At 77.1% G+C, this 279-nt stretch carries 1 pseudogene; it reads left to right on the top strand.

Going from position 1 to position 279, the window contains the following annotated elements:
* Positions 1 to 279: pseudogene (locus ABD308_RS34935) on the top strand (long-chain fatty acid--CoA ligase); the annotation flags it as partial.

Raw genomic sequence — 279 nt, 5'->3', positions numbered from 1 at the left:
GTCCGGCTGCCCGCCGGCCGGCCCGCCGGGACCGGCCACGCGCTGGTCCAGCTCAGCTCGGGCTCGACCGGGCCGGCCAAGGTGATCGCCCGCACCGCGGGCGACCTGATCCGCGAACTCGACTGCTACCGAAGGCTGGCGGCGTTCCCCGGCGAGGGCGAGCGGGTGGTGCTGCTCTCCTCGGTGGTGCACGTGCTCGGTCTGGTCGGCGGGCTGCTCAACAGCCTGCACGCGCGGGCCCCGCTCACCGTCCCGGACCGGATGACGGCGGGGGGCGGG

Source organism: Kitasatospora putterlickiae, from assembly GCF_039527695.1.
Taxonomy (GTDB): domain Bacteria; phylum Actinomycetota; class Actinomycetes; order Streptomycetales; family Streptomycetaceae; genus Kitasatospora; species Kitasatospora putterlickiae.
The sequence above is the reverse complement of the archived record's forward strand: the minus strand, read 5'-3'. Positions and strand labels throughout refer to the sequence as shown.